This is a genomic window from Microbacterium sp. HD4P20 (genome assembly GCF_019449275.2).
Lineage (GTDB): Bacteria > Actinomycetota > Actinomycetes > Actinomycetales > Microbacteriaceae > Microbacterium.
The window spans coordinates 339,065-364,966 of the sequence record NZ_JAHZQZ020000011.1; the positions used below are offsets into that span (position 1 = coordinate 339,065).

Genomic DNA, 25,902 nt, shown 5'->3' on the forward strand with positions numbered 1-25,902 from the left:
CGGTCTACGCGGCCGCGCCTCAACGGAGAGGGATCGACGATGACGTTGCTCAAGAGAAATCCGGAAGCCGGCCCGCGCAAGCGGCGTGTGATCGCCCTGCTGATGGGCTCGGTGCTGATCGCGACCGGGGGCGTGGTCGCGGTCGCGGCGCCCGCCGCCGCCGCCGACTGCGCGACCGTCCCGTGGATGGACCCCGCAAAGTCCGCCGACGAGAGGGCGCAGGCGCTGCTGGACGCCAGCAGTCAGCATCAGAAGTACCGCTGGCTGGTGGAGCAGCCGGCCAACAGCCCGCAGCAGACGACATGGTTTGGGGGCGTGGTCTACCCCGTTCAGGTCGAGTGCACGCCCACGGTGATCTACGCCAACGGACCGGATGGCGTCTACGGCAGCCGTGGCACGACGGCCTGGCCGGGGCCGATCGCGGTGGCGGCGACCTGGGATCTCGCGCTGGGTCAGCAGAAGGCCGAGGCGCACGGACGGGAATCCTTCGACAAACGCAGCGCCGTCGTGCTCGGCCCCGGCATCGCGAGCGGGCGCACCCCGCTGTCGGGTCGCGGATCCGAGTACTTCGGCGAGGACCCGCTGCTGTCGGGTCTCATGGCGGCCGCGAACGTCCGCGGTCTCGAGAACCGCGAGGACGGCAAGCCGGTCATCGCGAACCTCAAGCACTACGTCGCGAACGAGCAGGAGACAGACCGCGAGGAGAGCTCGTCGAACGTCGACGAGCGCACGCTGCGGCAGGTTTACGACCTGCCGTACGAGATCGCCGTGAAGGAGAGCGATCCCGGCAGCATCATGTGCTCGTACAACCAGGTCAACGGCGTCTACGCGTGTGAGAACGACATCCTCACCACCAGCATCCGTGACGAGATGGGCTTCGAGGGCTACGTCATGAGCGACTTCGGGTCGGTGCACTCCACAGCCGAGTCGCTGAACGCGGGCCTCGATCAGGAGCTCAACCGTCCCGTCTGGTTCACACCCGCCAAACTCGACGCCGCACTCGCGGCGGGCGAGATCACGCAGCAGCGCATCGACGAGGCGGCGTTCCGCGTGGTGCGGTCGTACATCGAGGGCGATCTGTTCGATCACCCGGTGCCGACGGCTCCGGTCGCGGATGTCTCCACCGCCGAGCACAAGCAGCTGGCGCGGCAGATCGCCGAGGAGAGCACGGTCCTGCTGAAGAACGACGACGCGCTCCCACTCGCGAACGACGCAGCCACGGTCGCCGTGATCGGCCAGACCGCGTCCACCGTCGCTACGGGAGGGGTGAGCGCGAAGACCGGATGCGCCTGGTATCTCGTCTTCATCCGTGGGACCGCGCTGAACTGCGACGCGATCGCGGCGCCGCTGGACAGCATCACCGCGAAGGTCGAGGCCGCCGGAGGCACCGTCGTGTACGACTCCGGTGCTGACCCTGCGCAGGCGGCCGCGGTCGCCGCGGAGGCGGACGTGTCGATCGTCTTCGGTCACTACACGATGGGCGAGACGACCGACCTGACCGATCTGCGCCTGGATGCGAACGGCGACGCCCTGATCGAGGCAGTCGCCGCGGCATCCGACAAGACCGTCGCGGTACTCAACGCCGGCAGTGCCGTCGAGATGCCGTGGATCGGCGACGTGGATGCGGTGCTGCACGCATGGCACTCGGGCGAGCAGTTCGGTCCGGCCCTCGCCGGCCTGCTGTGGGGCGACGTCAACCCGTCGGGCAAGTTGCCGATGACATTCCCGGTCTCGCTCGCCGATACACCTACGAACACACCCCAGCAGTACCCGGGCGTCTTCGCGGACGGCTCGACGACGCGGCCCGAGGGTTCGACGGAGATCCGACAGGTCAGCTACAGCGAGGGGCTGCAGGTCGGCTACAAGTGGTACGACGAGCAGGGGATCGAGCCGCTGTTCGAGTTCGGCCACGGACTGTCGTACACGTCGTTCGAGTACTCGGCGCTGGATGTGCAGAACGCTGCGGATGCTGCGGCCGGCACCGTCACCTCGACCGTCTCGTTCACAGTGCGCAATGCCGGTGACGCAGCGGGCGCCGAGGTCCCGCAGGTGTACCTCACCTTGCCTGACGCAGCTGGCGAGCCCGGGAAGCGGCTGGTCGGCTTCGATCGTGTTGAGCTGGCGCCCGGGGAGGAGAAGCGGGTCGAGGTCGTCCTGGCCTCCGCCTCGAGCAACCAGCCCTTCTCGATCTGGGATGTCGACGCCGACGCCTGGCGCATCGTCGACGGTGACTACGGCATCTCGGTGGGCTCGTCGTCGCGTGACCTGCCGCTGCAGACGACCACGGCGATCGACATCACGGCACCGGTCGCCACCACTCCGCCGTCCATCGCCGGGAAGCCGCAGCCGGGGGGGAAGCTCACGGCGGATCCGGGGGTGTGGAGCGAGGAGGGACTGACCTTCTCGTACCAGTGGCTGCGCGACGGCGAGGCGATCGGCGGCGCGACGCACCGGGAGTACCGCGTCACCGGTGCAGACCGCGGTCATGCGCTGACGGTGCGCGTCACGGCGACCCCGGCCACGGGTCCGGCCGGGGTGGCTGAGAGCGCCCCCGTGGTCGTGCAGACCTCGGCCATCGTGCTGGTCAAGCCGAATCGGATCGTAGGCGACTCCCGCACCGAGTTCACCATCCAGGTGGACGTGCGGCCGCTTGCACGTGACGTCGTCGCCGAGGGGACCGTCGTCGTGAAGGTCGATGGCGAGACGTTCGAAGCCGAGCTGGCCGATGGCACCGCGACGGTCTCGATCGGCACGCGGGATCGGGGCGTCCACCGGATCTCAGTGGCGTACAGCGGCGGCGGAACGGTGCTGCCCGCCAAGGGCGTGTCGCTGATCGTGGTCCTTCGCTGATCCGCTCCGCAGCCCCGGGCCGGGTCGTCTTCCGGCGGCCCAGCCCGGGGATGCATCACCGACGGGACTAGCCTCATCTCATGACACTCGCGCGCCATCGCCCCGCGACGATCGAGGATGTCGCGCGCCTGGCCGGCGTCTCGCGTGCGGCGGTGTCGAAGGTGCTGCGCGATGCGTACGGCGTGAGCGATGCGATGCGCGAACGCGTGAATGCGGCGATGGCCGAGCTGGAGTACCGTCCCCGTATCGCGGCGCGGGCGATGCGCGGACGCACGTTCACGATCGGCATCGAGCTGCCCGATCTCGGCAACCAGTTCTTCACGCGCATGGTCCACGGCGCGGTCGGCGCCCTCGCCGGCACCCCGTATCAGCTCATCATCGCGCCCGCGGAGGAGGGTTCGCGCGAGGGCCGGCGGGCGATCGAGGCCCTGATCGACCGGCAGGTGGACGGCGTGATCGCCGTCTCGCCCCGCGTCGATCAACCGGCGCTCGAGCGGATCGCCGCCTCCGCGCCCGTCGTGATGTTCGGGCGCCTCGACAGGTCCGAGCGCTACGACGCCGTCGCCGGCGACGATGTCGCGGGCACGGCCGCGCTCATGGGTCACCTTCTCGGCCTCGGCCACGAGCGCATCGCGCACCTGACGCTTCCCGAGTCCGACCCCGCGGGCACCCTGCCGCACGGCGTGCGGCTGAGGGAGTACCAGAGGTCGATGGCCGAGGCCGGCCTCGCCGAGGACGGCCTGGTCTGGCGCACGGACGAAGGACAGGATGCCGCGTACCGCGCCGTGCGCGATGCCCTCGCCGCCGGCTCCTCCGCGACCGCGATCTTCGCGGCCCACGATGAACTGGCCATCGGCGCGCTGCGGGCGATCGCCGAGGCCGGCGCCGGCATTTCGGTCGCCGGCTACGACGACGTGCGCATCGCCTCGCACCCCTCGGTGGGACTCACCACCGTCCATCAGCCGGGCGAGCAGATGGGCGCGCGGGCGGTGGAGCTGCTCCTGGAGCGCCTCGCGGGACGAACCGAGCCGGTGCACGAGGTGTTCGAGACCGAGCTCATCGTGCGCACGTCCACCCGCCCGCTCGCGCGCTGACGCCCGCCGATCGGGTGAGAGCGGGTCAGACGGCGGAGACCACCGCGTTGTCGAGCTCGTCCAGGTCGACGCCGGGGCGCTCGGCCTGGTTCGTCAGCAGCACGAACGCGATGCCGGCCGTGGGGTGCACCCAGAACTCCGTGCCGGCCCAGCCGCCGTGCCCGAACACGTCGCGGTCGATGAGGCCGGGGGCACGGTTGCGCAGATTGAGCGTGAAGCCCCAGTCCTGGCCCCGCTCAGCGACGTAGGGCTCGAAGCGCGGGATGTCGCCGGTCAACGGTCGTCGCATCATGGCGAGGGTCGCCGGCTGCACGACGCCGCCCCTCTCGCCCTGACCGATGCGCAGCAGCGCCGATCCGAGCGTCAAGAGGTCCGCGGCCGTGCCGATCATGCCGGCGCCCGGATTGCGATGGGCTCCGAACCGGGCCATGTCGACACCCAGACGACCGGCATCGACGACGGCGTGAGGGACGGCCGTGGGGTCGAGGGTCAGGCCGGTCGCGCCGATCCCGCGAGACCACGCCTCGATGTCGGCATCCCATGCCGTTCCCGTCGCTTGGTGCACCAGCTCTGCGATGCCGGTGAACGCCACGGTCGAGTAGCGCGAGGCGGTGCCCGCGGCGAAGTCTCGTCCAGGGGCCAGCAGCGCGTCGCGCAGCGAGCGAACCGGGTCCAGCGGCGGTTCGGGGATGCCCGCTGTGTGGCTCGCGAGATGCCGCAGCAGCACCACATCGTCGCGGCCGGCGCCGAACTCGGGCACGGCGCTCGCCAGCGGTGTCTGCAGCGTCAGGAGGCCGCGCTCGACCGCGCGTGCGGCGGTGATCCCGGTGAGCACCTTGGTGATCGAGAAGAGCCAGTACGGGTCGTCGGTGTGCGCGCGCCGCCCGTCGGTGGCGCCGAAGGCATCGAGCGCGACCGTGCCGTCGGCGGTCGCGACCCCGAGCACCGCCGTGGGCAGGCGGCCCGCCGCGACGTGCCGCCGCGCCCAGTCGAACGCGGCCCCGTACCCGCTCATGCGCGGGCGTGGGGCTCGTACCGGACGGGAGACGTGGATGCCGCGACCACGCGTCGCAGGTCCTCCAGGGTCGCGTCGGGGCCGAACCAGCCGTGCGCGCGCGCTTGTACGAGCACATTGCCGAGCGCGGTCGCCTCGACCGGGCCGGCTAGCACCGGAAGCCCCGAGCGGTCGGCGATCGCCTGGCACAGCAGGCGGTTCAGGGCCCCGCCGCCGACGACGTGGATGACGTCGATATCGCGGCCGGTGAGCCGTGCCGCCGTGGCGACGGCGTCGGCGAACGCCTGAGCGATGCTCTCGACGATCGTGCGCGCGAACGTCTCGCGTGAGCCGGGCACCGCGCCGCCGGACTGCTCGATGACAGCCGCGATCCGCGCCGGCATGTCGCCGGGCGACGACAGGCGCGGGTCGTTGGCGTCGAACAGCGGCACGTCGGGAGCGACTGCTGCCGCGGCATCCAGGAGGCCCGGAAGGTCGATGGGCGCGCCGTCCTCGGCCTCCCACGTGCGCACCGATTCGCTCAGCAGCCACAGGCCCGTCACGTTGTGCAGAAAGCGGACCCGGCCGTCGACGCCGCCCTCGTTGGTGAAGTTCGCCTCGCGGGCCGCGTCGGTCACGACCGGCTCATCGAGCTCGACGCCGACCAGGCCCCACGTGCCGCACGAGATGTACGCCGCGTGCGGCGTACTCAACGGCACGGCGACCACTGCCGAAGCGGTGTCGTGCGAGCCGACGGCGATCACCTCGAGCGGGGCACCGATGCGCTCCCGGGCTTCGCCGCGCAGTGCGCCGAGCCGTTCGCCCGGATCGACGAGCGGTGGAAGGGCGGATGCCGGCACGCCCAGGCGTGTGGCGAGCTCCGCGTCCCATCGGCCGCTGGCCACATCGACCAGGCCGGTGGTCGACGCGTTCGTGCGCTCGGCCACGCGAGCGCCGGTGAGAAGGAACGCCACGAGGTCGGGGATGAGCAGGGCGATCTCGGCATCCGCCAGACGCCGGTCGACGGCGTACTGGTACAGCGTGTTGAACGGCAGGAACTGCAGCCCGTTGCGACGGTAGAGCTCGTGGAACGGCACCTTCGAGTGCACCGCCTCGACGCCCCGCGCGGTGCGGTCGTCGCGGTAGTGGAACGGCTCGCCGAGCAGCTCGTCGCCGTGCACGAGGCCGTAGTCCACGGCCCACGAATCGATGCCGACGCTCGCGATCCCGGGTTCCCGGCGCACCGCCTCGGCGAGTCCGTCGACGATGTGCCGGTACAGCGCCGTGAAGTCCCAGTGCAGCCCTTCGGGCCCGGCCACCGGACCGTTCGGGAATCGCGCGACCTGCTCGAGCCGCAGCATCCCGTCGTCCACATAGCCGAGCATCACGCGCCCACTCGTCGCACCGAGGTCGACCGCCGCGACCACCCCGCCCGCTCGCGCCGTGCTACTCATGCGCATCCGCCCGACCCGACTCTCCCCGTCGAAACCGTGCGGTGTCGCCGAGACATCACGCTGGTGACGCGAACGACATGCGGTCTCGGCGAGCACGTGCGGTCTCGACGCAGGGGAGCGGATGTCGAGTGCTCGACCACCTCGCGAGCTGCACGGCCGGGTGACACGGTCATCGCAGGAACGCGGCCGCGACGCCGGAGTCGACGGGGATGTGCAGGCCGGTTGTGCGCGAGAGCTCGGGGCCGGTGAGCACGTACACCGCGTCGGCGACGTTCTCGGGCACGACCTCGCGCTTGAGGATGGTGCGGTTGGCGTAGAACTGGCCGAGGTCCTCTTCCTTGACGCCGTAGGTCGCGGCGCGGTTGGCGCCCCAGCCGGAGGCGAAGATGCCCGAGCCGCGCACGACGCCGTCGGGGTTGATGCCGTTCACGCGCACGCCGTGCTCGCCGAGCTCGACCGCGAGCAGACGCACCTGGTGGGCCTGGTCGGCCTTGGTCGCCGAGTACGCGATGTTGTTCGGGCCCGCGAAGACGGAGTTCTTCGACGAGATGTAGACGACGTCGCCGCCCATGCCCTGCTCGATGAGCGCCTTCGCGGCGGCCTTCGCCACCAGGAACGAGCCCTTCGCCATGACGTCGTGCTGCAGGTCCCAGTCCTTCTCGGTGGTCTCCAGCAGCGGCTTCGACAGCGACAGCCCGGCGTTGTTGACGACGAGGTCGATGCCTCCGAACGCAAGCACCGTGGCATCGATCGCGGCCTGCACGCCCGCGGCGTCGGCGACGTTCGCGGCGACGCCGATCGCGACATCCGTGCCGCCGAGCTCTGCCGCGGCGGCCTGCGCCTTCTCGAGGTCGAGGTCGGCGACGACCACGCACGCGCCCTCGGCGGCGAGGCGCGTCGCGATGGCCTTGCCGATTCCGGATGCCGCGCCCGTGACGAACGCGATGCGGCCCTGGTGTGACTTCGCCTTGGGCATGCGCTGCAGCTTCGCCTCTTCGAGTGCCCAGTACTCGATGCGGAACTTCTCGGCGTCCGAGATGGGGGAGTAGGTCGACAGGGCTTCGGCGCCGCGCATGACGTTGATCGCGTTGACGTAGAACTCGCCGGCGACGCGCGCGGTCTGCTTGTTGGCGCCGTACGAGAACATGCCGACGCCCGGCACGAGGACGATGAGCGGGTCGGCGCCGCGGATCGCCGGGCTGTCGGCGGTCGCGTGGGCGTCGTAGTAGGCCTGGTAGTCGGCGCGGTACTGCTCGTGCAGCTCCTTCAAGCGGGCGACGGATGCCTCGACGGTGGCGTCGGCGGCAAGGTCGAGGATCAGCGGCTTGACCTTGGTGCGCAGGAAGTGGTCGGGGCAGCTCGTGCCGAGCTCGGCGAGCGCGGGCGCCTTCTCGGAAGCGAGGAAGTCCAGCACCTCGGGCGCGTCGGTGAAGTGGCCGACCATCGGCTTGTCGGTCGATGCGAGACCACGGATGGTCGGAGCGAGGGCGGCCGCCTTCGCGCGACGCTCCGCCTCGGGGAGGGCTTCGAAGCCGGCGCGCACGCCGCCGAACGGGTCGGCCTTGCCATTGGCGGCGATGAACGCGGCAGCGGTCTCGATGATCCACAGCGAGTTGCGCTCGGACTCCTCGGACGTGTCGCCCCACGCGGTGATGCCGTGACCGCCCAGGATGCAGCCGATCGCCTGCGGGTTCTGCGCCTTGATCTCGGCGATGTCCAGGCCCAGCTGGAAGCCCGGCCGACGCCACGGCACCCACACGACCTTGTCGCCGAAGATGGTGCCGGTGAGCTCCTCGCCATCGGCGGAGGTCGCGATCGCGATGCCGGAGTCGGGGTGCAGGTGGTCGACGTGCGCGGCATCGACGAGGCCGTGCATCGCCGTGTCGATCGAGGGGGCTGCGCCGCCCTTGCCGTGCAGGCAGTAGTCGAACGCGGCGACCATCTCATCTTCCCGCTCGAGGCCCGGGTAGACGTCGACGAGAGCGCGCATGCGGTCCAGACGCAGCACCGCGAGGCCCTGCGGCTTGAGGGTGCCGAGGTCGCCGCCCGAGCCCTTGACCCACAGCAGCTCGACGGGTTCGCCCGTGACGGGATCGGTGTCGGTGCCCTTGGCGGAGGTGTTGCCGCCGGCGTAGTTGGTGTTCTTGGGGTCGGCGCCGAGGCGGTTCGACCGCGCGATCAGGTCCGAGACGGCCTGGTTGCTCATGGTGTGATTCCTTCGGGGTTCGCAGAGGCGAGGACAGGTGACGATGAAGAGAGAGCGAGTGTGCTCAGGCGGGCGGCGAAGCGGTCGATGGTGACGGATGCCGCGGGCTCGTGCGGCCGGTTGAGGTGACCGTGCTCGGTGCCCAGCTCGGTCACCGCCTCGACCGGGCGGCCGGCGGCGCGCAGCGTCGCGGCGAACGCCTCGCCCGAGACGCGGAGTTCGTCGGCCTCGCCGTTCACGATGAGTGTCGGCGGGAACTGCACCAGGTCGACGGGGCGCGCCCGGCCGGGCACGGCACCCAGGGGCGCGTGCTCCACAGAGCCGCCGAGATAGTTCTCGTACATGCCCCGGACCGCGTCGGGACCGAAGCGGTCGGCGGCGGGATCCGCGTCGAGCAGCGCGCGCAGCTCGGCGCCGGGCGGCGGCTGCACGGCGAGCAGGGTCGGGTAAGCAAGCACCACGAGGGCGGGAAGCGGGGAGAAGCGGCGCTCGATCAGCCGGATCGTCGCCCCGGCAGCGAGATTGCCGCCGGCACTTGTTCCGCCCAGCGCCAGGCGGTTCCGGTCGATGCGCAGGCGGTCTGCGTTCTCGAGCGTCCACGACCACGCCGCGAGCATGTCGTCGGATGCCGCAGGGTAGTGGTGTCCGGCGCGTGCCGGGATCGCGGCATCCCACCCCTCCGGAACCGGCGCGAGCCGGTAGTCGACCGAGACGACCGTCGTGCCTCGGGCGGCGAGCTGACGGGCGACCCAATCGGACTCGGGCATGTCGATGTCGCCGAACGCGAAGGCGCCGCCGTGCGCCCACACCAGACCGGCGCCGTGAGGCTCCCGGGCGGGGTAGACGCGCACGAGGCCGTCGGCGGCGGTGTACGGCTCACTCATGTGTCGGTCCTTCGTCGGAGCGTGGTGGAGGTGGTGCACCGGGGACACGAGGATCGGCATCCCGCGCCCCCGGTGGGTCTTGTGCGCTTAGGCGCCCCAGCCGGCCTGCGTGCCGCCGACGCGGTCGGCGGCGATGCGGGACTGGTAGCCGGATGCCGCGTACGCGGCCATCGGGTCGGCCGGGAGCCCGCGCGACTCGCGCCACTGGGCCAGAGCCGGGCGCACGTCGGTGTAGAAGGCGTCCATGAGCACGGCGTTGGCGGCGAGCACGTCGTTCGCCTGCTGGGCTGCAGCGAGGGCTTCGCGGTCGACCAGGAGCGCACGTGCGGTCATCTCCTGCACATTGAGCACGGAGCGGATCTGACCCGGGATCTTGTCTTCGATGTTGTGGCACTGGTCGAGCATGAACGCCACGTCGGGGTTGTTCAGCCCGCCCCCGCGGATCACCTCGAAGATGATCCGGAACAGCTGGAAGGGGTCGGCCGCGCCCACGATGAGGTCGTCGTCGGCGTAGAAGCGCGAGTTGAAGTCGAACGAGCCGAGCTTTCCGAGACGCAGCAGCTGCATCACGATGAACTCGATGTTGGTGCCCGGTGCGTGGTGGCCGGTGTCGAGGCATACCATGGCGCGCTCGCCGAGGGCAGCGACCTGGGCGTACGAGGTGCCCCAGTCCGGAACATCCGTGTGGTAGAAGGCCGGCTCGAAGAACTTGTACTCGAGCACGAGGCGCTGCTCGCCCTCCAGTCGCGCGTAGATCTGCTGCAGCGAGTCGGCGAGGCGGTCCTGGCGGGCGCGCATGTCGTTCTGGCCCGGGTAGTTCGAGCCCTCGGCCAGCCAGATCTTCAGATCGCGCGAGCCCGTGGCGCCCATGATGTCGATGCACTCGAAGTGGTGGTCGATCGCCTTCTGGCGGATGCGGTCGTCGGCGTGGGTGAGCGCGCCGAACTTGTAGTCCTCGTCCTGGAACGTGTTCGAGTTGATCGTGCCGAGGGCGACGCCGTGGTCTTCGGCGTGGCGGCGCAGGTCGTCGTAGGAGTCGACCTTGTCCCACGGGATGTGCAGGGCGACGCTCGGCGCGAGAGCCGTGTGCTTGTTGACCTGGGCCGCGTCGGCGATCTTCTCGAAAGGGTCGCGCGGCGTGCCGGGCGTGGTGAACACGCGGAACCGCGTGCCGGAGTTGCCGAACGCCCAGCTGGGAAGCTCGATGCCCTGGCCTTCGAGCTGGCTGAGGATCTCGGGAGACAGCGTCGTCATGATGTGGTGCTCTCTTCGTGTGGGGCGCGCGCCGCGGCTGCGGTGAGCTGGTCGTCGAGGTGGAAGATCTCGGTGAAGGGAGTGGCCGCCTGATCCGGCCGGCCCTCGAGGCCGACGAAGAAGCGGCCCATCTCGGCCTCCCACCGGGCGGCGACGGGAGATGCTGCGAGGTAGGCCTGCGCCGCCTCGTCGTCGTCGGTCTCGTAGTAACCGATCAGGCGGCCGTCGTCGCCGAGGAAGAGCGAGTAGTTGCGACGGCCCGCCGCCGCGATCTCAGCGAGCATCTCCGGCCATACCGGCGTGTGTCGTGCAATGTACTCGTCGAGCAGCTCCGGCTTGACCTGCAGCTCGAAGCACACACGCGTCGTCGCGGTGGTGCTGGTCATGACATGCGCTCCTTCGGGCAGGCGCTCGGGCGAACGCCTATGAATCGTTTCAACGATAGATGATGGGCGGCGCTCCTGCAAGCCGGGAACTCGGTAGGGTGTGGCGCGGAGCCGCAGGCGAGGGAGCATTCGTGGAGCAGCAGGAGCGGGCACTGGCCGCCTATCTCGATTCGGTGCGAGACGACCCCGGCGTGCTCGCCGTGATCGTCGTCGGCTCGGTCGCTCAGGGTCGCGAGCGCGAGGACTCCGACATCGACGTCTACCTCGTCGTGAGGGAGGACCGCTTCGCCGCCGAGACCGCCGCCGGACGGTTCGCGTGGATCGAGCGGTACGGCCTGGACTACCCCGGCTCGTACATCGACATCAAGCTCGCGAGCCCGTCCTACCTCGCCGCCGCGGCGGAGAGCGCCGACGATCCCACGCGCGCGTCGTTCCTCGGCGCCCGGATCGCGTGGCGGGCGGAGGGTCCGGCGGCCTCGGCGGGCGCGCTGCCGGACCTCGAGGAGACGATCGAGCGCATCACGGTGCTGCCCGACGACGTGTGGGACGGGCGGGTGCGGTCGTACCTGTCGCAGGCCCGTCTGTACGGCGGGTACTTCCTGCGCCAGGCCCTCGAGCGGGGCGACGAGTTCCTCCGCCGCCACGCGGCACTGCACCTGGCGCTCGCCGCTGCGCGGGCCGCTCTCGCCGCGGCGCACGTCATGCTCCCGGGCCCGAAGTACATCTCCCAGCTCGTGACCACCGTTCCCACGCCCGACGGGTTCGTCGGGGTGTGGGAACGGGTCGTGACGGATCCCGATGCGGATGCGGCGAACGCACTGCTCGGCATCCTGTTCGACTGGCTGGGCGGAGATCTCGATCAGGACGAGACGCTGTCGATCTTCATCCGCGACAACGAGCTGGCCTGGCTCCGCGGGACAGTGCCCGCGGAGTACTGGTGATGCCGGTCGCACCCCTCACCCCTTGACCGCTCCGCTGGTCATGCCGGCGACGATCTGGCGGTTGAAGAAGATGTACATCACGAGCGGCGGGATCGTGATGAGCAGGATGTCCATGAACAGCAGGTTCCACTGGCTCGCCGCCTGGCTCTGGAAGTTGTAGAGCGTCAGCTGGACCGTGGCGTTGGCGTCGCCCGGCAGGAAGTACAGGGGGTTCGTGAAGTCGTTGAACACCGCGACCGCCTGCACCACGATGACCGTGACGACGACGGGCCGCAGCAGCGGAAGTACCACCGTGAAGAAGAGCCGGATGGGACCCGCGCCGTCGATGACCGCCGCCTCGTCGAGCTCCTTCGGGATCGTCGAGACGAAGGCCCGGAAGAGCAGGATGCAGAACGACAGCCCGAAGGTGGCCTCGATCAGGATCATGCCCGGCATCGTCTTGAAGATCCCGAGCGACTGCATGACCCAGATCGTCGGCACGACTGCCGGGGGAACGATGAGACCGGCGAAGACGAAGAGATTGATGACGTGGTTCCAGCGCGACCTGCGACGCTGCAGCACATAGCCGACCATCGCCGCGAAGACCACCATGATCGCCACCGAGACGACGGTCAGGATCGTGCTGTTGACGAAGGCGCGAAGGATGATGAAGTCGCGGGTCTGCAGCACCGCCAGGAAGTTCTCCCAGAGGTACCAGCCCTGCTGGGGCAGGGAGAACTCGAAGAGCGATGCCTCCTGCTCGTTCTTGGCCGCCATGACGAAGATGAACGCGAACGGCACGATGAACACGACGATCGAGGCCAGGATCGCGATGATGCCCAAGAAGTACTTGCGCATGAAGCGTTTGAACGTGAGCGGCCGGCGATCCTGGCGGATCTTCGAGGGCTTGCTGCCGGCGGTGGTGAGGGTGCGCGTGAGAGTCATGACTCCACCTGCCTGCGGTTGAGGATGTAGAAGATGGGCAGGACGAGCGCGGTGACTACGACGAACAGGACGACGTTGCCTGCGGTCGACAGGCCGTAGAAGCCCGCCTGGTACTGCTTGTAGATCACCGATGCGATCACGTCGGAGGAGAAACCGGGCCCGCCACGGGTCATCGCCCAGATCAGGTCGAACGATCGCAGACCGCCGATGAGCGACAGCAGCACCACGGTGGCTGTGGCCGGCCGCACCAGCGGCAGCGTGATGGTGCGGAATCGCTGCCAGGCGCCGGCGCCGTCGACCTTCGCTGCTTCGAAGTACTCCTGCGGGATGGCGACGATGCCGGCCATGAAGATCAGCGTCGCGATGCCGACGCCCTTCCAGACATCGACGAGCGCGACCGACATCAGCGCCAGCGAGGGATCGGTGAGCCAGCCGGGGCCGTCGATACCGAAGACGGCGAGCGAGTTGTTGATGAGTCCGTCGAAGGGGTCCATCAGCACCTTGAAGGTGATGCCGACGCCGATCGTGGAGACCAGGACGGGGAAGAAGATGGTCGACCTGAGGTAGCCGCGTCCCAGGATCGAGCCGGTCAGCAGGAGGGCGAGGCCAAGACCCAGGACCACCTTGAGGCCCGAGGTCACGAAGCCGAAGATGAACGTGTTGACGAAGCCCTGAACGAGCATCGGCTCGGTGAAGAACGTGACGTAGTTGTCGAAGCCGATGAACTGGACATCGAACAGCGACCATCTCGTGAGGCTGAAGTAGAACGAGGCGAAGGTCGGCACCGCGAAGAGCACGATGTAGAGGACCGCGGAGGGGATGTAGAACCACCTCGGGTACATGCCTTGAATGCCCTTGCGCTTCCCGGTCGGCGGTGGGGCAGTGGTCTTCTCGCGCGGGCGTTCCGCGATGGTCGTCATGTCATCTCCGTTGATGTCATCGGGGGCCGCGCCGCGTGCGACGCGACCCCCTGATCCGACAGGTCGGGCTTGGCCCGGCAGGTCAGGCTCGGCTGGTCACCAGCCTTCGAGTCCGAGCTGCTGTGCCTGCTTGACGACATCATCGTCGTAGAGCGCCGCGCCGTCTTCCGCCGAGCGGATGCCGGAGCCGACCTCGACCGTGATGTTCTCGAGGTTCGGTCCCTTGATCGGGGACAGGAACTCCAGGGCCGGGTTGGTGTTGCCCTCGTCGAAGTACGGCTGCATGTCTTTCAGCAGACCCGGCACATCGTCGGGCAGAGTGCACGCGCTCGTGGCGAACGGCCCGCTGGGAACCATGACCTCGGTCTGGATCTCGCAGCCGCCGGGTTCGTTGATGAAGGCGACGAAGGTCTTGGCGGCCTCGAGCTTGTCGCCCTCGGTCGTCTTGGGGATGTACACCGCATTGGGCAGCCACACCGTGAGTTTGGTGTCCTCGGCGTTCTGGGCGGGCAGCGGGAAGACCCCGATGTTCTCCAGTTCGTCAGGGTAGTTCTGCTGGAAGGTCGTGACGATGCCGGTGAGGATGGGGTAATGCGCCCCTTCGCCGGTGGCGACCATGCGCGCGCCGTCGTCGTAGAGGGCGGAGGCGAAGTCCTCGTTCCACCAGCCGGCTTCATAGCCCGCCTGCTGGTTGGCGAAGCCGGCGAGCGCCGGCTCGTCGACGTACTTGCGCTCGCCGGCGGTGTAGGCCTCGGCCCAGTCCGGGTCCTGCGCGAGCACGTTCCCGAAGTCGCCGAGCACGAAGAGCTGGCTCGTCCAGGTGTCGCCGTAGGTCTGGATGACGGGCGCGATGCCGGCCGCTTTGATCGCCTCGTTGTTGGCTGCGAACTCGTCCCACGTCGTGGGCACTTCCAGACCGAGGTCGGCGTAGACCTGCTTGTTGTACACCACGGCGCCCGCCTGGGCAGAACCGAACGGAGCCCCGTAGATGCCGTTGTCCGTGGAGACGACCGGCTTCATCGTGTCGATGAGGTCGCCGACCCACGGCTGGTCGTCGAGGGGTACAAGGGTCTGGTCGGGGTTGAGTGCCTGGAAGAGCGAGCCGGAGTTGTAGCCGAAGACGTCCTCCATCTCACCCGTGGCCAGCTTCGTCTTGATCAGGTTGTCGCCCTCGGTGCCCGCGGGTTGGGTCTCGAGCCGGACGCTGATGTCGGGGTTCTCCGCCTCGAAGGCCTCGATGAGCGCTTCGGCGATCTCGACGTTCGTGCCGGTGCTCTGCGTGAGGAACGAGATCTCAACGGTGCCATCGGCGCCACCGCCGCCAGCGCCGCACGCGGCCAGTGGAAGCGCGAGTGCCGCGGCCCCCGCTGTGACCACGAGCAGTCTCCGAGTTCGGGTGCTCTTCATGCTTTACCTCCTTGTAAAGACGCTGCGGGTTGATCCGCCCGCGCTGCCGGATTCCTGGTGCTTCAGAACGGTGTGTCGATCATCGACGTTGAAACCATTCAACTCTCGTACGGTACGACGCTGCCGCGAGGTCGTCAACAGTTGATGCCCAATCGAGCCGTCACGATCGTGTAACGGTCTACACTTTGGTTGACAAGCATCGTGAATCGTTTCACGATGGACTCACGCATCGGGCCCGCTACGGGCTCGACAACGATCGCCGACGCGGTGGCGAGGATGCCTCCGCCGAAAGGACACAGCCATGACGGCTCTTCCCGCCGCCTCCGCGTTCGACTCCGCGACCCGCGTCGTCTCGCTCCGCACCCAGCATGGTCCCGGGCTGCTCGGGTTGCCGCGGCGGGGCCTCCGGCTGGATTGGCGTGCCGAGAGCGACGACGCCGATGCCCGCCTGATCGGGCTGCAGCTCGCCTCGGGCCCCGAGGGCGGCGAGCTCGTCGAGGCCGAGCCGATCGCCGGAGACAGCGGCGACGGCATCCGGATCGAGCAGGATCTCGAGCCGCGCGAGCGGCGTGCCTTTGCCGTGCGCGTGGCGACGACGAACGGCTGGTCGGCGTGGAGTGCGCCCCTCGTCGTCGAGGCGGGCGTCGACGGACCGGAGCTGGCCGCGAAGGTCATCGGCATCGACACCCCCGTCGACGGCCCGGTGCAGCTGCTGCGGCGCGAGTTCACGCTCTACGCGGCTCCCGCGGCCGCCCGGCTGCGACTGAGCGCCCTCGGCCTGGTCGACGCGTGGATCAACGGCGTCCGCGCGACCGATGCGCTCCTCACCCCGGGCTGGACCTCGTACCAGGAGCGCATCCTCGTCGACACGCTCGACGTCACCCCGCTCCTCCGCGCCGGCGCGAACGCGATCGTGCTGGCCGTCGCGGACGGCTGGTACCGCGGCAGCTTCGGCTTCGCGCGGCGCACCGCCATCTACGGCGATCGCACCGGCGCGCTGGCTCAGCTGGAGGCGGACGGAGAGACGGTGCTGATGACGGATGCCTCGTGGCGGGGCGGCCTCGGAGCGGTCCGAAGCGCCAGCATCTACGACGGCACCGAGACCGACCTGCGCCTCCACGACCCTGCCATGCACGAACCCGGGTTCGCTGGCGACGGCTGGGCCGCGGCATCCGTCATCGATGTCGACCCCGCACGCTTCGAGCCCCGTTCGGCCCCGCCGGTGCGCGTGGTGGCGGAGCTGCCGATGAGCGTCGCGCCGCACGGCGGCCGCACCAGGCTGGACGGCGGCCAGAACATCTCCGGCTGGGTACGGCTCACCGTGCGCGGAACTGCCGGTGACGTCGTCACCGTCCGCCACGCCGAGGTGCTCGAGCCCTCGGGCGACCTGCACCTCACGGCGCTGCGGTCGGCGAAGGCCACTGACGTCTATACGCTCGACCGCGACGGCGAGCATACGCTCGAGCCCGTTTTCACGTTCCACGGATTCCGGTACGCCGACGTCGAGGGGGCCGAGGTGGTCTCGGCGGTCGCGGTGGCGATCTCGAGCGACCTCGCCACGCGCAGCACGTTCACCTCGTCGCACGAGGCGCTGAATCGGTTCCATTCGAACGTGGTGTGGTCGCAGCGCGACAACTTCGTGTCGGTGCCGACCGACTGCCCCCAGCGTGACGAGCGCCTGGGGTGGACCGGCGACGCGCAGGCCTTCGCCGCCACCGCGAGCACGCTCATGGACTCCGAGGCGTTCTGGGCATCGTGGCTGCGCGATCTCGAGATCGACCAGACCGACGAGGGCGGCGTGCCCTCCGTCGTGCCCGACATCATCCGCCCGCAGGACATCGTGATGCAGGACGGCTCCATCGAGAACATGGGCCGTGCCGGCTGGGCGGATGCTGCGACCATCGTGCCCTTCGCGGTATACGAGTCGTTCGGAGGTGCCGACATCCTGTCGCGCCAGCTCGACAGCATGCGACGCTGGGTCGAGCACCTGCGGCGCCGGGCGGGAGACGCGGTCGTGCTGCCGAGCGAGGGCTTCCAGTACGGGGACTGGCTCGACCCCGATGCGCCGGCCGATCGCCCGTGGGAGGCGAAGGTGTCGAGCGACTTCGTGTCGAACGCGTTCTACGTGCGCTCGGCCCGGCTGCTCGCCCGCGCCGAGCGCCTGGTCGGCGACGGCGGCCGAGCCGTCGAGTATGACGAGCTCGCCGACCGCGTGGCCGCGGCGACCTTCGAGCGCTGGGGCGAGGAGGCGATCGCCACCCAGACCGGTGCGGCGCTCGCCATCGAGTTCGGGCTCGCGCCCGCCGAGCGGCACGCCGACATCGCCCGGGACCTCGCCGACGACGTCCGGCGCGAGAACGGCCGGATCGCCACCGGATTCCTCGGGACGCCGCTGGTGCTGTTCGCCCTCTCCCGCTTCGGTCACCTCGACGAGGCGTTCCTCATGGTGCTCCGGCGCGAGGCGCCGTCATGGCTGTACCAGGTCGACCGCGGAGCCACCACGGTGTGGGAGCGGTGGGACGCGATCCTCCCCGACGGGTCGATCCACTCCGGCGCCATGGACGCCGCGCCGACCGAGGGCGGACCCGAGAACACCGGGATGCTCTCGTTCAACCACTACGCCTATGGCGCGATGGTCGACTGGGTGTATCGCACCGTCGCGGGGCTCGCCCCCGATCCCGACGCACCCGGCTACCGCCGCGTGCATGTCGCGCCCCGCCCGGCGGCCGGTCTCGACCACGCCTCGGCGTCGATCGACACCCGCTTCGGCCGGCTCGGGATCGAGTGGCGGATCGAGGAGGAGGGCTTCGAGGCGACGCTCGAGGTGCCCTTCGGTGTCACCGCGACGCTCGACCTCCCGGTGACGGATGCCTCGACCGTCGTGGTCGACGGCGGTCCCGCGCCCGCCGAGCTCGGTCACGGCGTCCACCGCGTCTCGGCGACGGCGCCCGCCATCGCGCAGCCCCACGCGAGCGTGCCGGCCTGACGCCGGGCGGCAGCGCCATCAGAAGTCAGATCAGAGCATAGAAGGAGTGTCATGAGCCAGCCGGCCACGCAGATCGTCATCGAAGCCCCCTACCGCAGCGACGTCGTCGCGACCGCGGCGCCGAGCCTCGGCTGGCGTACCGAGACCGCTACCCCCGACTGGCTGCAGCGGCATGCCGAGCTCGAGCTCACCCGCCCGGGCGGAGTCGAGACGCACCGCGTGGCGGGCCGAGCGGCGACCCAGGTGCCGTGGCCGTTCGCACCCCTCGCGCCGCGCGAGGAGGTCGTGCTCCGCGTGCGGGTGACCGGCGAGGACGACGTCGAGGGGTCGTGGAGCGAGCCCCGGCGCATCTTCGCCGGCTTCCTCGGCGACGGCGAGTGGGTGGCGTCGACGATCGGCTTGGCCGACCCCGCAGAGGAGGCGCAGCCGGCCTACCTGCGCGCCGAGTTCGAGATCGGCGGGCCGGTGCGACGGGCGACCCTGTACGCGACGGCCGTCGGGGTGTACCAGGCCGCGGTCAACGGCGCCGACGTCGACGACCAGGTGATGAAGCCCGGGTGGACGCCGTACCGGGAGCGGACCGTGCACGAGACGACGGATGTCACGGCGCTGCTGACCGAGGGGACCAACGCCCTCGGGGTGCGCCTCGCCGGCGCCTGGGCGACCGAGCGGTTCGGCTTCCGCGGGAACGCGCACCGTCACTACGGCGATCAGCCGCGCTTCGCGGCGCAGCTGGTGATCGAGTACGCCGACGGGCACACCGAGACCGTCGCCACCGACTCGTCGTGGCGAGCCTTCACCGGACCCATCACCGCCAGCGGGCTGTACGCCGGGGAGGACTACGACGCCCGCCGTGCGCTCGGCGACGCGGGTGGTCGCGGGTACGCCGAGGCCGGTTTCGACGACGCGGACTGGGCGCCGGTCGCCGAGCACGAGCCGATCGCGGTGCCCGAGGCGCGGGTGTCGCCCTTCGTCCGGCGGATAGACGAATTGCCGGTGCGCGAGGTCATCACGACCCCGAGCGGCAAGACGGTGCTCGATTTCGGCCAGAACCTCGTGGGCCGTCTGCGCATCCGGGTCGCGGGCCCGGCGGGCACCGAGGTCACTCTCCGGCATGCCGAAGTGCTCGAGCACGGCGAGCTCGGCACGCGTCCGCTGCGAGCTGCCGCCGCGACAGATCACTACATCCTCTCCGGCGACGGGGTCGAGGTGTGGGAGCCGGAGTTCACCTTCCACGGGTTCCGCTACGCGGAGATCTCCGGCTGGCCCGGCGAGTTCGACCCCTCCGACGTCACCGCGGTCGTCATCCACAGCGACATGGAGCGGACGGGCTGGTTCGAGGCATCCGATCCCCTCGTCGACCGCCTGCACGAGAACGTCGTCTGGGGTCTTCGGGGCAACTTCCTATACGTGCCGACCGACTGCCCGCAGCGCGACGAGCGCCTGGGCTGGACCGGCGACATCCAGGTCTTCGCGCCGACCGCGAGCTTCCTTTACGACGTGCGCGGATTCCTCGACTCGTGGCTGCGCGATCTCGAGATCGAGCAGAACGACGGCGTCGTGCCGTTCGTGGTGCCGAACGTGCTGGGCGATCCGGCGCCGGCCGCTGCGTGGGGGGATGCCGCGACCATCGTGCCGTGGGTGCTCCACGAGCGCTACGCCGACACGGTGACGCTCGGGCGCCAGTACCGCAGCATGAAGGCGTGGACGGACGCGATCATCGAGATCGCCGGCCCGCGGCGCCTGTGGGAGGGCCGGTTCCAGTTCGGCGACTGGCTCGACCCCGACGCGCCGCCGCACCTGCCGGCGAACGCCAAGACCGACACCGACATCGTCGCGAGCGCGTATCTGTTCCGCTCCGCCGAGGCGGTCGCCCGGGCGGCGGCGCTGCTGGGCGACGATGATGACGCGGCCGAATACGGTCGTGTCGCGGAGGAAGTGCGAAACGCCTTCCTCGCGGAGTACGTGACGCCCGCGGGCCGCATGGTCTCGGACGCGCAGACGGCGTACGCGATGGCGATCGTCTTCGGCATCGCGCCGGCCGAGCAGCACGAGGTTCTGGGGGCCCGGCTCGCCGAGCTGACCCGTCAGTCGGGCTACCGCATCGGCACGGGGTTCGTCGGCACGCCGATCATCCAGGACGCGCTCACCCGGACCGGCCACCTCGAGACGGCGAGACGACTGCTGACGCAGACCGAGAACCCGTCGTGGTTGTATCCGGTGACGATGGGCGCGACGACGATCTGGGAGCGGTGGGACTCGATGCTGCCCGACGGCACCATCAACCCCGGCGAGATGACGTCGTTCAACCACTACGCGCTCGGCGCCATCGCGGACTGGCTGCATCGCGTGGTCGGCGGGCTCGCCCCCGACGCTCCGGGCTACCAGAGCCTCCGCATCGCGCCGCAGCCGCTGGCCGGTCTCGAGCACGCCGCGGCCGAGCACCTGACGCCCTTCGGCCGGGCGCGCGTCGAGTGGACGCGGCAGGGCGACAGGGTCCGCATCGAGGCGACGGTGCCGCCGAACACCACCGCGACGGTCGACCTGCCGGACGGCCGATCGTTCGGGGTGGGCTCCGGCTCGCACTCGTGGGAGGTCGACGACGACGGGGCGCTGCCCGTGCCGCCGGCCGAGGTCGGGCTCGACTCGAGCCTCGCCGCCATCATCGACGACCCCGAGGCGTATGCCGCGGTGCTGGCGGCCATCGAAGCCGAGAGCCCCGAGAGCGCGCACGCCGTGCGGACGACCACGAAGTGGATGCCGGGCCGCCAGCTCCGGCAGGCGCTCTTCCAGCATGCCGGGCCCGAACTGCAACAGGCCGTCGCGGATCGCCTCGCCGAGCTGTCCGCCCGGCGTCAGGAGGAGCGCGTCGATGCCTGACCCCGACCCGCGGCCGGCGAGCTCGGGGCTCGCGGCGGTCGCTCCGCAGGAGAACGGGGCTTCCACAGGAGGAATTCGCGGGGATTCGTCCTGTGGAGGGCCGGTTGACCTGTTGGACGGTAGGGATGCTGCGGCTCGGCGCGGGTCGTGCCCTACACTCGCGGACAGCGACCCGCACACGCGGGGATGACGGGGTTGGTGACATGGTGGTGAGCGTGCGGGATGTCGCGGCCGCGGCATCCGTCTCGGTCGGCACCGTCTCGAACGTGCTCAACCGGCCGGGCAAGGTGGCACCGGCGACCGTGGAGCGGGTGCTGCAGGCGATCGACGAGCTCGGCTTCGTGCGCAACGACGCGGCACGACAGCTGCGCGCCGGGCGCAGTCGCAGCATCGCGATGATCGTGCTCGATGCGGGCAACCCCTTCTTCGCCGAGGTCGCGCGAGGTGCCGAGGATCGCGCTGCCGAGGCCGGCATGAGCGTGCTGCTCGGCAACAGCGATGAGCGCTCGGATCGCGAGGACGCGTACCTCGACCTCTTCCGCGAGCAGCGCGTCAACGGCGTGCTCGTCACTCCGGTGGACGGCGGGCTCGACCGGCTCTCGCGGCTTCGCACCGGCGGCGTTCCGGTGATCCTCGTGGACCACGAGGACCCGGGGCACGAGTTCGCGTCGGTGTCGGTGGACGACGTCGAGGGCGGCTATCTCGCGGTCTCGCACCTGCTCTCGACCGGCCGCCGACGCATCGCGTATGTCGCCGGGCCTGGCACCATCCGGCAGGTGGCCGACCGCCTGGAGGGCGCGCGACGCGCGGTCGCCGAGGCGCCGGATGCGACGCTCGAGGTCATCGAAATGCCCGCACTGTCGGTACTGCAGGGCCGGGCCGCCGGCGAAGCGATCCGCGCGCGGCCCGCCGCCGAAAGGCCCGACGCCGTCTTCGCAGCGAACGACCTGCTCGCCGTCGGGGCGCTGCAGGCTTTCACACTGATGTCCGACCTGCTCGTGCCGCGCGACATCGCCTTGATCGGGTACGACGACATCGACTTCGCCTCGGCGACGGTGGTTCCGCTGAGCTCGATCCGCCAGCCCGCCCACTTGATCGGGTACACCGCCGTCGACCTGCTGCTCAAGGAGCTGGACGAAGACGGCGGCGGCCACGAGCGCACGGTGCGGTTCCGGCCCGAGCTCGTCGTCCGCGAGTCCACCGCGGGCTGAGCGCGGCGGCGGAGCGTAGTCGCGAGCAACCCGTGCGGGCGGCCCGGTCGCGCCCCGTGCACGAGCGGTCGCGCGGGCTCCCTCGCGACCGTGACTCGGCTTGGCTCGTTCCCGCCGAAAGCGTCGACTCGCTAGACTGCAGGTGCATTCAAAGCAGAATGGATATGCACCGCCTCATGACGAAGCAAGACGCCGGATCTTCGCCGGAGTGTTCCACCGCTCCCGCCCGGGGCCAGGTGGCCGGAGCTGAGATTGCCGCCGACCGCTATTGGGAGAGCACGCGCCCCGGGTCTGGACGCCGGACGCCTCGCGCCGACGCCCGCAGCGATGCCCGCGTGCAGAGCCTGAACGGCTCGTGGCGCTTCCGCCTCTCGCCGACGGCACAGGGAACCGGTGATGCGTGGCTGAGTGACGCGTTCGACGACGCGTCGTGGGATGCGATGCCGGTGCCGTCCCATTGGGTGCTGGAGGAGTTCACCCCTCTCGCGGGTGGGTCCCCGCGCCGCATGCTCGGCACCGAAGAAGGGCCGCTCTACACCAACACGGCGTACCCGATCCCGCTCGATCCACCTCACGTGCCGGCCGAGAACCCGACCGGCGACTACCGGCTGGTGTTCGAGGTCGCCGAAGACTTCGGCGCGGCTGTGCTGCGCTTCCAGGGTGTCGACTCGTGCGCGCGGGTGTGGCTCAACGGTGAGGAGCTCGGCTGGTCGATGGGCAGCCGGCTGCCGTTCGAGTTCGACGCGCCCGTGCGTCCCGGACGCAACGTGTTGTGCGTGCGCGTGCACCGGTGGTCGTCGGGCACCTATCTCGAGGACCAGGACATGTGGTGGCTCCCCGGTATCTTCCGTGACGTCGAGCTGCTGTCTCGAGCCGACGGTGCGATCGACGACCACTTCGTGCACGCCGACTTCGACGCCACGACGGGCATGGGCACGCTGCGAGTGGATGCCTCCACCGCGGCGATCGTCGAGATCCCCGGGCTCGGCATCCGCGTGCCCGCCGGCGAAGCCGTCACTGTACCGGTCGAGCCGTGGAGCGCCGAGAGTCCGCGGCTGTATCGCGGCACGCTGACGTCCGTGGGCGAGACCGTCGAGCTCGTCGTCGGCTTTCGGCGCGTCGAGATCGTCGACGGCGTCCTGGTGGCGAACGGCCGGCCGGTCACCTTCCGCGGCGTCAACCGGCACGAGCACCACCCCGACACCGGTCGCGCGCTCGACCGCACGACGATGATTCAGGACATCGTGATGATGAAGCGCGCGAACATCGACGCGGTGCGCACCAGCCACTATCCGCCGCATCCCGAGTTCCTGCGGCTGTGCGACGAGTACGGGCTGTGGGTCGTGGTCGACGTCGACCTCGAGACGCACGGCTTCATCTACTCGGGGTGGGAGGGTAATCCGCCCGCCGAGCCGATGTGGCGCGACGCGCTCATGGATCGCCTGCGCCGCACCGTCGAGCGCGACAAGAACCGGCCGAGCGTCGTGGTGTGGTCGCTCGCGAACGAGAGCATGACCGGCGATACGTTCGGCGAGATGCGCCGGTGGCTCGACGTGCGCGACCCGTCCCGTCCCGTGCTGTACGAGCGCGACCCCAGCTACCGGGATTCGGACTTCTACTCGCTCATGTACCCGTCGCTCGAGCTGCTCGAGAAGATCGGGCGCCGTGAGGAGCCGCGCGGTGGCCGCCTCAGCATGCACGGCATGGTCGCCGACGAGTCCGGGCTGGCACAACTGCCCGAGGGGGTGAGCGAGGACGACGAGGAGCGCCGTCGGGGCCTGCCGTTCCTGCTGGTGGAGTACGCGCATGCGATGGGCAACGGCCCCGGTTCGCTGCAGGACTACTGGCGCATCATCCGCGCGCACGACCGTCTGTGCGGTGCGTTCGTATGGGAGTGGATCGACCACGGGTTCTCGTCGGCCACGGCTGACGGCATCCCGTTCACGATGCATGGCGACGACGTGGACTACGACCCTCGCGGGGGCCGGTTCAGCCTGCATGGCCTGGTGTTCAGCGATCGCACGCCGACGCCCGGGCTGGTCGAACTGGCCAAGGCGCACGAACCGATCTCGATCGATGTGCGCGAGCGCTCGGTGCACATCGTGAACGACCGACATCGCGCAGACACCGCCGATCTGGTCTTCCGCTGGTCGCTCGAGGCCGGGGGTGCGCGGGTAGCCAGCGGGGTGCTGCGCCCGCCGCCGCTGGCGGCGGGCGCGTCGGTCGAGATCGAGATTCCGGATGCCGCGACCGCTGCCGACGGACGCTCCGATGCCGTGCTGACCGTCGAGGCGGCGCTCGCCGCCGAGACGCTCTGGGCGCCCGCCGGTCATGTGCTCGCCTGGGGGCAACGGGTGCTCGCGGACACTCTGGCCCCGTCCGCCGCCCGTGCCGAGGCCGATGAGGTTGAGAAACCACATGCGGGTTCAGTGATCACGCATCCGGGGTGGCCAGCATCCCCGCGCGGTCTCTCAACCTCGACCGCCGCCCGAAGCGAAGCGACCGAGCCCCTGCACGTGGGGGCGGGGGAGTTCGACCCCGCCACCGGGCGGCTCGTGCGACTGGGCGACCTCGAGATCGACGGTCCGGTGCTCGACCTGTATCGCGCACCGACTGAGAACGACCACGGCCAGGGTGCGCTCAACGACCTGGCTTCGGTGTGGCGCAAGACGGCGCTGGATCGGCTGCTGCACCGAGTCCGCGGGGTGACCGCCGAAGGGGGTCGGCTGCTGGTGCGCGGCCGCACCGCACCGCGTACCCACCCGCATGGCGTCGACTGGACGATGACGTGGACGCCCGAGGACGCGGCGCTCACGCTCGACGTCACGGTCGAATTCGTCGGACCTTGGGCCGACACCCCGTACCTGCATCGCGACATCTGGGTGCCGCGGCTCGGGCTGCTTTTCGCGCTGCCGGGTGCCGCGCAACGTGTGACATGGTTCGGGCGTGGTCCCGGCGAGACCTACGTCGATTCGCACGCCGGCTCGCGCCTCGGCCGGTTCTCGCGCACCGTCGACGAGCTGCAGGTGCCGTACCCGGTGCCGCAAGAGAACGGCAATCACGTTCAGACCCGCTGGCTCGAGATCGAGGGAGACGGGATGCCGTCGCTCCGCGTCGACGGACGCCCCGAGTTCGACTTCACGGCGAGGCGATGGACCTCGCACGACCTCGCGCGCGCCGACAAGCCGCACGAGCTCGTGGACTCCGGCCGCGTGTGGCTGAACATCGACCATGCGCAGCAGGGCCTGGGCTCGGCATCCGTCGGTCCTGCCCTTCCTGAGCGGTACCGCATTCCGCGCGAGCGCACCGGTTGGAGCGTGCGCCTGCAGGCGTGCTGACATCGGCGAGCGGTTGCGGGCGAGCGGATGCGGGCGAGCGGATGCGGGCGAGCGGATGCGGGCGAGCTGACGACGGCGAGCGGATGCCGCGGTCGCTGGCTCTCTCGGGGGCGCCCGTCGGTCGCCCCGTGGCACGCCTGCCCCTGAGAGCGGGGTGGGCGAACTGATCCGCC

16 protein-coding genes are annotated in these 25,902 nt (G+C 70.1%); 7 read left to right on the forward strand and 9 right to left on the reverse strand.

Annotation, left to right across the window (positions count from 1 at the left end):
* Positions 1-39 precede the first annotated feature (39 nt).
* Together K0817_RS04700 and K0817_RS04705 are read left to right on the forward strand one after the other, a co-directional pair.
* Entirely contained in the window at positions 40-2,850 is a 2,811-nt protein-coding gene (locus K0817_RS04700; protein WP_219980203.1) for a glycoside hydrolase family 3 C-terminal domain-containing protein, read from the forward strand.
* An 80-nt stretch (positions 2,851-2,930) separates the two neighbouring features.
* Complete coding sequence (locus tag K0817_RS04705) at positions 2,931-3,944, forward strand: LacI family DNA-binding transcriptional regulator (protein ID WP_219980204.1); 1,014 nt, start codon at positions 2,931-2,933, stop codon at positions 3,942-3,944.
* A gap of 25 nt (positions 3,945-3,969) precedes the next feature.
* On the opposite strand, the gene K0817_RS04710 is transcribed toward K0817_RS04705, so the two are convergent.
* From K0817_RS04710 to K0817_RS04735, 6 genes are all read right to left on the reverse strand, one after another.
* Positions 3,970-4,959 (reverse strand): serine hydrolase, encoded by a 990-nt coding sequence (locus K0817_RS04710; protein ID WP_219980205.1) that lies wholly within the window; start codon positions 4,957-4,959, stop codon positions 3,970-3,972.
* Positions 4,956-6,392 carry a rhamnulokinase family protein gene (locus K0817_RS04715; protein WP_219980206.1) on the reverse strand — a complete coding sequence of 479 codons (1,437 nt, stop codon included), beginning with the start codon at positions 6,390-6,392 and terminating at the stop codon, positions 4,956-4,958. The genes K0817_RS04710 and K0817_RS04715 overlap by 4 nt, the downstream gene beginning before the upstream one ends.
* A gap of 169 nt (positions 6,393-6,561) precedes the next feature.
* On the reverse strand, positions 6,562-8,598 hold the full coding sequence (locus tag K0817_RS04720; protein WP_219980207.1) for a bifunctional aldolase/short-chain dehydrogenase: 2,037 nt from the start codon (positions 8,596-8,598) through the stop codon (positions 6,562-6,564).
* Entirely contained in the window at positions 8,595-9,482 is an 888-nt protein-coding gene (locus K0817_RS04725; RefSeq protein ID WP_219980208.1) for an alpha/beta hydrolase fold domain-containing protein, read from the reverse strand. Before K0817_RS04725 ends, K0817_RS04720 begins: the two co-directional genes overlap by 4 nt.
* Positions 9,483-9,569: 87 nt before the next feature.
* Entirely contained in the window at positions 9,570-10,736 is a 1,167-nt protein-coding gene (rhaI, locus tag K0817_RS04730; protein WP_219980210.1) for an L-rhamnose isomerase, read from the reverse strand.
* Entirely contained in the window at positions 10,733-11,122 is a 390-nt protein-coding gene (locus K0817_RS04735; RefSeq protein ID WP_219980212.1) for an L-rhamnose mutarotase, read from the reverse strand. Before K0817_RS04735 ends, rhaI begins: the two co-directional genes overlap by 4 nt.
* Before the next feature lie 131 nt (positions 11,123-11,253).
* On the opposite strand from K0817_RS04735, the gene K0817_RS04740 reads away from it, so the two are divergent.
* On the forward strand, positions 11,254-12,063 hold the full coding sequence (locus K0817_RS04740) for a nucleotidyltransferase domain-containing protein (RefSeq protein WP_219980214.1): 810 nt from the start codon (positions 11,254-11,256) through the stop codon (positions 12,061-12,063).
* Between the two features lie 15 nt (positions 12,064-12,078).
* Here K0817_RS04740 and K0817_RS04745 read toward each other — a convergent pair whose 3' ends face one another.
* From K0817_RS04745 to K0817_RS04755, 3 genes are all read right to left on the reverse strand, one after another.
* Entirely contained in the window at positions 12,079-12,900 is an 822-nt protein-coding gene (locus K0817_RS04745) for a carbohydrate ABC transporter permease (RefSeq protein ID WP_253735186.1), read from the reverse strand.
* An 83-nt stretch (positions 12,901-12,983) separates the two neighbouring features.
* On the reverse strand, positions 12,984-13,907 hold the full coding sequence (locus K0817_RS04750) for a carbohydrate ABC transporter permease (protein WP_219980218.1): 924 nt from the start codon (positions 13,905-13,907) through the stop codon (positions 12,984-12,986).
* Between the two features lie 96 nt (positions 13,908-14,003).
* Positions 14,004-15,314: an ABC transporter substrate-binding protein gene (locus K0817_RS04755; protein ID WP_219980222.1), complete on the reverse strand. Its 1,311-nt coding sequence runs from the start codon at positions 15,312-15,314 to the stop codon at positions 14,004-14,006.
* A gap of 301 nt (positions 15,315-15,615) precedes the next feature.
* Between K0817_RS04755 and K0817_RS04760 the strand changes: the two genes are divergently transcribed.
* From K0817_RS04760 to K0817_RS04775, 4 genes are all read left to right on the forward strand, one after another.
* Positions 15,616-18,300 (forward strand): alpha-L-rhamnosidase, encoded by a 2,685-nt coding sequence (locus K0817_RS04760; RefSeq protein ID WP_219980224.1) that lies wholly within the window; start codon positions 15,616-15,618, stop codon positions 18,298-18,300.
* A gap of 51 nt (positions 18,301-18,351) precedes the next feature.
* The gene (locus K0817_RS04765; protein WP_219980226.1) at positions 18,352-21,180 is read left to right on the forward strand and encodes an alpha-L-rhamnosidase; all 2,829 of its coding nucleotides are present in this window, start codon (positions 18,352-18,354) and stop codon (positions 21,178-21,180) included.
* Between the two features lie 203 nt (positions 21,181-21,383).
* Entirely contained in the window at positions 21,384-22,391 is a 1,008-nt protein-coding gene (locus K0817_RS04770) for a LacI family DNA-binding transcriptional regulator (RefSeq protein ID WP_219980228.1), read from the forward strand.
* 176 nt (positions 22,392-22,567) lie between these two features.
* On the forward strand, positions 22,568-25,729 hold the full coding sequence (locus tag K0817_RS04775; RefSeq protein ID WP_219980230.1) for a glycoside hydrolase family 2 TIM barrel-domain containing protein: 3,162 nt from the start codon (positions 22,568-22,570) through the stop codon (positions 25,727-25,729).
* Positions 25,730-25,902 lie beyond the last annotated feature (173 nt).

Coding starts and splice junctions, on each gene's coding strand:
- K0817_RS04770 (WP_219980228.1), top strand. CDS start 21,384: ATGGTGGTGAGCGTGCGGGATGTCGCGGCCGCGGCATCCGTCTCGGTC.
- K0817_RS04750 (WP_219980218.1), bottom strand. CDS start 13,907: ATGACGACCATCGCGGAACGCCCGCGCGAGAAGACCACTGCCCCACCG.
- K0817_RS04755 (WP_219980222.1), bottom strand. CDS start 15,314: ATGAAGAGCACCCGAACTCGGAGACTGCTCGTGGTCACAGCGGGGGCC.
- K0817_RS04720 (WP_219980207.1), bottom strand. CDS start 8,598: ATGAGCAACCAGGCCGTCTCGGACCTGATCGCGCGGTCGAACCGCCTC.
- K0817_RS04705 (WP_219980204.1), top strand. CDS start 2,931: ATGACACTCGCGCGCCATCGCCCCGCGACGATCGAGGATGTCGCGCGC.
- K0817_RS04715 (WP_219980206.1), bottom strand. CDS start 6,392: ATGAGTAGCACGGCGCGAGCGGGCGGGGTGGTCGCGGCGGTCGACCTC.
- K0817_RS04775 (WP_219980230.1), top strand. CDS start 22,568: ATGACGAAGCAAGACGCCGGATCTTCGCCGGAGTGTTCCACCGCTCCC.
- K0817_RS04710 (WP_219980205.1), bottom strand. CDS start 4,959: ATGAGCGGGTACGGGGCCGCGTTCGACTGGGCGCGGCGGCACGTCGCG.
- rhaI (WP_219980210.1), bottom strand. CDS start 10,736: ATGACGACGCTGTCTCCCGAGATCCTCAGCCAGCTCGAAGGCCAGGGC.
- K0817_RS04745 (WP_253735186.1), bottom strand. CDS start 12,900: ATGCGCAAGTACTTCTTGGGCATCATCGCGATCCTGGCCTCGATCGTC.
- K0817_RS04725 (WP_219980208.1), bottom strand. CDS start 9,482: ATGAGTGAGCCGTACACCGCCGCCGACGGCCTCGTGCGCGTCTACCCC.
- K0817_RS04760 (WP_219980224.1), top strand. CDS start 15,616: ATGACGGCTCTTCCCGCCGCCTCCGCGTTCGACTCCGCGACCCGCGTC.
- K0817_RS04700 (WP_219980203.1), top strand. CDS start 40: ATGACGTTGCTCAAGAGAAATCCGGAAGCCGGCCCGCGCAAGCGGCGT.
- K0817_RS04765 (WP_219980226.1), top strand. CDS start 18,352: ATGAGCCAGCCGGCCACGCAGATCGTCATCGAAGCCCCCTACCGCAGC.
- K0817_RS04735 (WP_219980212.1), bottom strand. CDS start 11,122: ATGACCAGCACCACCGCGACGACGCGTGTGTGCTTCGAGCTGCAGGTC.